Genomic DNA, 308 nt, shown 5'->3' on the forward strand with positions numbered 1-308 from the left:
TCGGCACCCCGGGGCAGGACCGGTTCTGGTTCGCCTGGGGCGAGTTGGCGCAGGGCGCGCTCGGTGCGGTGGTGCTGGCCGACACCCGGCGGCTGGCCGACTGCTTCCCCTCGGTGGATTTCTTCGAGCGGCGCGGCATCCCCTTCGTGGTGGCGGTCAACTGCTTCGAGGGCACCGAGACATACGCTCCCGGGGACGTCCGCGACGCCCTCGACCTGGACCCGGGGGTCCCGGTGCTGCTCTGTGACGCACGGCGCCGGGAGGACGGCAAGGAGCTGCTGATCCGGCTCGCCGAGCACGCCCTGGAG

At 72.7% G+C, this 308-nt stretch carries 1 protein-coding gene; it reads left to right on the forward strand.

Going from position 1 to position 308, the window contains the following annotated elements:
- Nucleotides 1–308, forward strand: a 308-nt coding sequence (locus ACLWS4_RS38360; protein ID WP_416876621.1) for a GTP-binding protein, incomplete at both ends; no start/stop codon positions are given.

It is taken from the genome of Kitasatospora sp. SC0581 (genome assembly GCF_048159585.1).
In the GTDB taxonomy this organism is placed as follows: domain Bacteria; phylum Actinomycetota; class Actinomycetes; order Streptomycetales; family Streptomycetaceae; genus Kitasatospora.